Genomic DNA, 7,190 nt, shown 5'->3' with positions numbered 1-7,190 from the left:
ACCGAAAGACAAACCGAAAGCCCCACCACGCCACGTACCCGCCAGAACCATCACACTGCAGGCGACGATAGTTCAGTAGTCAAACAACGGCATTGGCCGGGCACCTCGAAGTGGAACAAGATAGAGCACCGGCTGTTCTCACAGATCAGCATCAACTGGCGTGGCAGGCCCCTGACCAGCCACGAAGTCGTCGTCAGCACCATCGGAGCGACCACGACACGCAGCGGACTGTCCGTCCACGCCGAGCTCGACCCCGGCGCCTACCCCACCGGCGTCACCGTCCCCGACACCGTCATGGAACGCCTGCCCCTGACGCCGCACGAGTGGCACGGCACGTGGAACTACACCCTGCGCCCCGAACCACTCGCTCCTGAATTGGCCCCACCAAGCGTCGAGTTCGGACGCTTTCCCACCGGCGACAAGCTCCCCATGTGGCTGCGGCACCCCAGCCTCACCGGACTCGAACCCGCCGCCTTCGACGATCTCGCCGCCTGTTACCAAGCTTGGTGTGCCGAGCACCCGCCGATCTTCCTGCCCGGCAAACGTCCCGACGGCGGCCCCGGCGCCGGCAGCAGACGTCTCTCCGTCGCCGACCAGCTTGTCGTCTTCCTCCTCACGAAGCGCTGGTCCATGGCCCAGACGCCACTCGCCGAGGCAACCGGCCTGGCCAAGAGCCGGATCGGCGCGACCCTCCGGGAGGCCACACCCGTACTCACCGCGCTCGGGTACACGGTCCCGGTCGGCGCCCTCACCGTGACCACGGCACAACAGCTCGCCGAGATCGCCGGGCACGACCTCACACCCCCGTAATCCTCACCAAGATCTAGGAGTTATTGATCGGCAGGTCCCTGACCTGTTCTCCCTGTGGTCTAGGACCGGAAACGACGAGGTCGGGAAACGTCTCTGCGAGGCAGCAGCCGCTACCGGTCATCCAGAGGCGCTGTACAGGCTGGCTATCCGGAAGTCCGAGTCCGAAGAGCATGCTGCCGCTATGGACCTGGCTTCCAGAGCAGCAGAGACCGGTCACATCAAGGCCGCTCGAATGCTTGCCTGGGATCTGGAGGCAGCGGGAGACATCGCCGGAGCGGAGCACTGGCACCGAAGAATGGCGGAGTACGGCGACGACGAACACCTCATGGCCGTGGCACGTCTGCGGCAGCAGGTCCACGACACGGCGGGCGCTCTGGCCGTGTACCGGGAAGCTGCGGAGACAGCGGGCGTTGACCTTGTCCACTGCCTCAACTGGGCCGAGGACACCGCGTGGCAGGATCTGTGCCCGTATGGCCTTGATCCCGACGGCACCCCCAGCGCCCCATGGCGGGCGCCACTGCCCGGCTGACCGACCTGGGCAATGTGCTTACCACCATCGCCGGATCTGCCCCGCAGGGCAGACTGTTATGCCCGGAGGCTCTGCGGCCCGCAGAGATGGGTCCGACCGGGCATCACGGTACCCGGGCCGCTGACAACGGGACTTCGGTCAGACGAGCACGGCGGCACGCAGTGGCATTGCGCCTGTCCGCGCCGGCCTGCGGCAGAGGATCTCCTGCCGCAGGCCGGGGCCTGCGAGCGGAGCAGCGATCAAGCCTGTGCCCGCACCGCGAAGATCTCGTGGTCTTCCGCCGACCCCCTGATGGAGGAGACTTCCCGGTGCCACAGGCCAAGGTGCCGACGCGGGCGGCCCAGCGTGCCGCGCCGCCCAGTGGACACTGTGGTCGCCCTCCCTCTCTCGTCACGGCCCGTCTCATCGGGCCGCGGGCATCACGGGAGCCTTGTAGGTCATCACCTACTGGGGTACGGTGCGCGCCGGATTCAGTAGCTCCGCAGCCAGCATTCGAGGACCACGACGACGATGGCGCCTGCGGAGCCAGCGAGGCTGAGCGCGATGCGGTGCCCACTCTCACGCCAGGTCTCGCGCCAGGAGCGTGTCACCGGCGGGTGCACGTGCAAGGGCGAGGATGGGGACTGGCGGCGCCCCCAACTGGGGCTGCCATCCCCATCCTTCGGTATGCGGGTGATGGTCGACTTACGAGTACGGGGCACAGTGGTCTCCTGAAGGTGCGTCGGTAGGTCTGGCGGCGGACTTGATGCCACTCTCGCCCTCGGCTGCATCCGGCGTCCTGATACACGGGCGCCCCGGGCAACGCGGCAGCTATCCTGCCTGTTCAGTGCCTTCTGAGAGCGGCTTCCCGGGGTGCCCGCCTCGGGCGGTCCCGGTGCCGCCGGGGAGACGGGTAGAGGGCGCGAAGGGGACCAAGGGGCGTCGATTCATGGGGTTCGCTCGCGAAGAACTGCGCAGGGCGCTGCTGGACTTGCAGGAGGCGGCTGCTCGGAAGGATCCAGAACGGACCCAGGCCACTCTGCAACTGCAGGTGCGCCGCACGGGACTTCCGGGCACGGAGCGGTTCCACGGCCAGCGTGCCAGCGAGTGGGCGGCGGCATCGGCTGAGGATTTTCGGCTGCCGAAGCACGCGGACGTTCTCTTGGCGGTTGTTGCTGTGTGGCTGTCCTGGACGGGACAGCGGACCTTGGAGTCGGACGGCCGGGTGAGGCGGGAGTGGCTGGTGTCTCAGGCAGGCGGCCGATCCTGGCGCCGTCGCTACGAGGAAGCCACCGTCGAAGCGAGCGAGGGCCGGCGCTCCCGGGAGGGCCGGGGCGGCCTCAGCGCGCGTACGGATGCCGCGATCGGTGAGTATCTCCAGCGGCTTGTGCAGACACATGGTCGGCTGAACATGGACGTGCTCGGCGAGGCGGGCAGGGCGGGCGAGCAGCAGCAGCAGATCGGCCTGGGCACGGTGTTCGAGGAGCCGCTACTGGCGTGGGACTGGCCGCGTCAGCCCCTCTCGCAGCGGCTGGTACGGGACCTGATGGGCCACGGGGAGCTGGATGAGCGAGACGCTACCGAGGTGGCCTCGCTGTCGCCCGGCGCCGGACGGCCTCAGCACACCCGTGTGCGGCATGCGCAACCCGTACTCGACGTCCTCGGCTCCCAGGACGGTCGCCGCTTGGTGGTGCTCGGCGACCCCGGCGCGGGGAAGACGATGCTGGCGAAGTACCTGGCGCTGGCTTTGGCTGGTGGTCTGGACACGGTCCCCGACGGTTTGGACGCGCTCAAGGACGCCGTTCCGGTCGTGGTGGAGCTGCGGTGGCTCGCCGACCCGCGCTGGATCGGGGCAACGGTTGAGGAGTACTGGGCGGAGCACAACGCCGCCGAGCGCATGGGCCTGCCCCGTGAGGTTCTAGAAGATCTCTTGGCCGACCGGCAGCGTCCGGTGGTGATGGTCTTCGACGGCCTGGATGAAGTCTTCGACCCTGCCAGGCGCGCCGACATCGCCCGGCAGGTCGCCGCCTTCGCACAGAGCCACCCGGACACCCGCGTCGTCGTCACCTCGCGCATCGTCGGCTTCGCCGCGGGGGAGTTCGCTCGCGCGGACTTTGGAATCGCCAAACTGGAGAACCTTTCGCGAGCACAGGTCGAGTCGTTCATCGACCGGTGGTACGCCGCCGCCCACCCCGACAGCCCCGGCGAGGCCGCCCGGCTCGCCCGCCGGCTGACCGATGCCGTGCGCGACTTCCCCTCCGTGGCCGAACTCGCAGGCAACCCGCTGCTGCTGGCGATCCTGACCGCCATCGGACTCGGCGCCTCCATCCCCCGCGACCGCAAGGACGTCTACGAGCACGCTGTGGTGGTACTGGCCAGCCGCTGGGACAGGGACGCCAAGCACCTCCACCTCCCACGCCATGCGCACCCAGATGTCGCGCACGCCATCGAGGAACTCGACAGCCGGATTCTCCAAGAACTACTGGAGCGAATTGCCTCCCACATCCAGGAGGGGGCCGACTCCGGCAATCCGTCAGGCGGCGGCGACAGTCCGCTGATCTCGGTCAACGATCTGGAGCAGGCGATCCGGGACTTCGTCTGCGAGCTGGGCTACTCGGTGCCCGTTGGCCGTACGGTCGCACGGGCGATGATCGAGCGACTGCATGAACGTGCCTTCCTCATCCACCCGTTCGGCGCCGGCGCCTACGGCTTCGTGCACCGGACGTTCCTGGAGTACCTGGCGGCCCGTGACCTCGCCCACCGCTACCGGCAGTGGAGCGAGGAGACGCTGCTGGACCAGCTGATGGAGCGCGTGGTCAACCCCAGCTGGCGCGAAGTCGTCCTGCTGTTCCTCGGCATGATCAGCCGGGACGCCGAGACCCTGCACGCACGATTCATCGCACGGCTCCTCAAGCTGCACCGGCACAGCGGCGGCCCCCCGCTCTTCCTCGCCCACGGCGACACCACGTTCCTCGACTTCGCGCTTCAAGCCCTCGCCGAGGCGCACCGCATCGGTCGCCCGCCCGCCGGCCCGAGCATCTCGCCCGAGCAGGCCGAAGCGTCACTCGCCCTGCAGAGCGACGCGGTGATCGACGCAGTCATAGCGGAACTCGCCATGTTTCCCGGCATCGACTTCCCGCGCGCGAGGGCGGTCCTGCGAGACTTCCCGGGTTCGTGGAGCGGCCGCGAGCGCTTCCGCCGCTGGTTGTGGCCCCACCTTGCTACAGCAGGGCTCGCGCCCGCAGGCCACAACGCTGCCCGGATTGGGCTGGCAATGTCCCGTGACGCTGCGGAGGCCTTGGCGATCGCCCGAGTGACATGGAACGAGGCCGGAGTGGCTGCCGTACGCGCTCTCAACGAGCGATGGTCCGATGAGCCCCGGGTCAAAGCGACGATCTTCGCCATTGCGCAAGGCACCGGCGTGAGTCCGGCAATGCAGTCCGAGGCGTTGCGGGCGGTGGCGCAGCGATACGCGAACGACGACAACGCACGGACGCTCATACTCGACGTCGCTCGCGGTGTTGACACGAACTCGGACAGCCAGGGCGCGGCCCTGCTCCTTCTGGCCGAGCACTGGCCGTCGGAGCCGGAGTCCAGGCAAACGGTTCTGGAAGCTGCGGACGGCACGAACACGAACACCGACCTGAGGGCGCTGCGCGCACTCGCGCTCTACTGGGTGGCGGACCCAGAGGCGCAGATCCGGCTGCTCCGCGCAGCCCAGGATGCAAGGTCGTCCGTTCGCTCCGGCACTTGGGAAGCGCTCGGTAAGGGGTGGCCCGCCGACGCGGAGTTTCGACGTCTGGCAGTGGCAGCCATGGACGACCGCGACCTAGCCGTGCGAAAGGCCGCGGGGGCTTTTCTTGGCAGCCAGTGGTCACAGGACGCCGAAGCACGTTCGGCTGTATTCACTGCCGTCCGCACGGCAGGCTACGACGAGCAGCTGTTCAGAATTGCAAGTCAGTATTGGCCAGCGGACCGTGAGGTTCGACAGATCCTGTTCGCGGTGGCTCGGGAGGCCACACGGTCCGTGACCGAGGTAGGTGCAGCTGTGGCGCAGCTCGGGGCACAGTGGCCAAAGGATCCTGAAGTTCGACAGTTGATCTTCGAACTCGCCCATCACGCAGACCCTAAACACCGTTGGAACGCGCTAGAAACCATGACGGCATCCTGGCCGAAAGACGACGAGGTACGACGGACGGTGATCGCCGCCGCGGGAGAAGTCTCGCCCACCATCCGCGCAGTAGCGCTCGAATTCGCCGGCTGGGAGTGGTCTGGGGACCTCGAGCTGCGGGCCGCACTCATGGCAGGCGTTCGAGACAGCGATCCCGACGTCCGGTGGTTCGCGCTAGAAAGCATCGCCCAGCAGTGGCCTCAGGACAGCGAGGTGCGACACGTCGTGCTCGCCGCCGTCGACGACAGCGACATTACCGTACGGCGCACGGCGGTCGAGGCACTGGCCGAGCAGTGGCCAGAGTGTCCCGAGGCGCAGCAGGCTGTGCTCGCAGCGGTCGGCGACCCGGAAAGCGAAGTCCGGGCCATTGCCCTCCGCATGGCGGGCGACTACTGGCCAGGGCACGAAGAGGTCCGGGCAGCCGCTCTCCAAGCCGTGAACGACGCGGAACCGTGGGTTGCCCTGACCGCTCTTGAAGTACTTGCGCAGCAATGGCAGGAAGACGCCGAGACGCGATCCGTCGTAGAGCGCTGCGTGGACGGCGCACTGCACCTCCACGCTCTGAGGCTGCTCGCCCTGGTCTGGCCGCGGGACGCGGCGACCCTCCGGACCGTCGAACGGGTGGCAGAAGAGGAGCCGACGCACGCCGTAACCGCATCACTCCTGGCGTTCCTCGCTGGGCTCCGTGACGACACTCCCGACGCCTACCGCTGACCTGCCCCTGCGCACAGCCTGGCCTCAAGGTCACGGCGTTGAGCCTGACGCATGAGACCCGGGGCCGCTATGGCCTCGGGTCTCATGCGTCAGGACGCTGCAGCACGGTGGTGCAACAGCGGTCCCGGGCGGGTATCTGGTGCTGACACCGCAGGTCAGGGGGGCAACGCGGCTCGGTGTTGCAGCAGATGTCCGAGGGCCGGCTACCGGCGGCGCGGGATGGTCACCCGGGCCTCCGCCAGGACCATCCCGGTCGCCTGGTCGTGGTGCACGGGAACGTACAGGCCCCAGTCGGCCTCACCGACGGTGAGCCAGCCTCCGGCCCACGGGGCGCCGGTGGTCTCCAGCACAAGACCGGCGAGCAGGCCACCCAGGAGTCGAACGATCACAGCGGTACCTCCATCCCGGCGGGAACCTCTCCCGCCTTCACCCCTTAGCTGCACTCGGCGGCAGACCGACAGCACTGGAATGCTTGAGGGAAGGGAAAACAGTGGAGCCCAGATCAGCCTTGGGCTGACAGCGGCACTCGAGACGGACCGGCAGGTGGGCGGTCAAGGAGCGTGGCGAAGAAGCTGGCGAGCAGGGGCTGAGCGCGGTCACGGTCGCGGATTTCGTCGTGGCCGAACCGGAACACCTCGTATCCGCCGAACTTCAGGTCGCGGTCACCGGCCATGGTTGCAGCGTATTTCGCGCTGTCGGGCTCGGTTCCGCCGCTCCGGGTGAAGTACTGCATGCCGTCGACCTCCAGCACCACACGCCGGTTTCCCGGGAGCAGCATGAGGAAGTCCATCCGCAGGTTCTGCATGGCGTGTGCGCCGCGTTCGCGGAGGGTCTTGGGGTCCCAGTGCAGCCAGATCTCCGGCAGGAGGGCGGGCACGTCGTTCAAGTGGTCCCGGCGGTGTCAATTCGTTGAAGCAACACCTTCGGTCAGGGCTCGCTGGAAGGCTTCCTGTGGGGTGAGGTAGCCGAGACAGCGGCGGGGCTGGT

General features: G+C 68.0%; 4 protein-coding genes and 1 pseudogene. 3 read left to right on the top strand and 2 right to left on the bottom strand.

What is annotated here, in order from left to right:
* The 3 genes and pseudogenes from ACFYQA_RS38900 to ACFYQA_RS38890 form a co-directional block, all read left to right on the top strand.
* A pseudogene (locus tag ACFYQA_RS38900) lies at positions 1-810 on the top strand (hypothetical protein); the annotation flags it as partial.
* A gap of 181 nt (positions 811-991) precedes the next feature.
* Complete coding sequence (locus ACFYQA_RS38895) at positions 992-1,339, top strand: hypothetical protein (protein ID WP_388928492.1); 348 nt, start codon at positions 992-994, stop codon at positions 1,337-1,339.
* A 928-nt stretch (positions 1,340-2,267) separates the two neighbouring features.
* The gene (locus ACFYQA_RS38890; RefSeq protein WP_388928490.1) at positions 2,268-6,203 is read left to right on the top strand and encodes a HEAT repeat domain-containing protein; all 3,936 of its coding nucleotides are present in this window, start codon (positions 2,268-2,270) and stop codon (positions 6,201-6,203) included.
* 203 nt (positions 6,204-6,406) lie between these two features.
* Here the strand turns inward: ACFYQA_RS38890 and ACFYQA_RS38885 are convergent, their stop codons facing one another.
* The gene (locus tag ACFYQA_RS38885) at positions 6,407-6,592 is read right to left on the bottom strand and encodes a hypothetical protein (RefSeq protein ID WP_285573732.1); all 186 of its coding nucleotides are present in this window, start codon (positions 6,590-6,592) and stop codon (positions 6,407-6,409) included.
* Between the two features lie 113 nt (positions 6,593-6,705).
* Entirely contained in the window at positions 6,706-7,089 is a 384-nt protein-coding gene (locus ACFYQA_RS38880) for a hypothetical protein (RefSeq protein ID WP_388928488.1), read from the bottom strand.
* Positions 7,090-7,190: the final 101 nt, after the last annotated feature.

The sequence above is a fragment of the Streptomyces sp. NPDC005774 genome (genome assembly GCF_042871645.1).
GTDB classification, from domain to species: Bacteria; Actinomycetota; Actinomycetes; order Streptomycetales; family Streptomycetaceae; genus Streptomyces; species Streptomyces pratens.
Note: the sequence above shows the minus strand (reverse complement) of the source record. Positions and strands in the feature narration are given on the sequence as shown.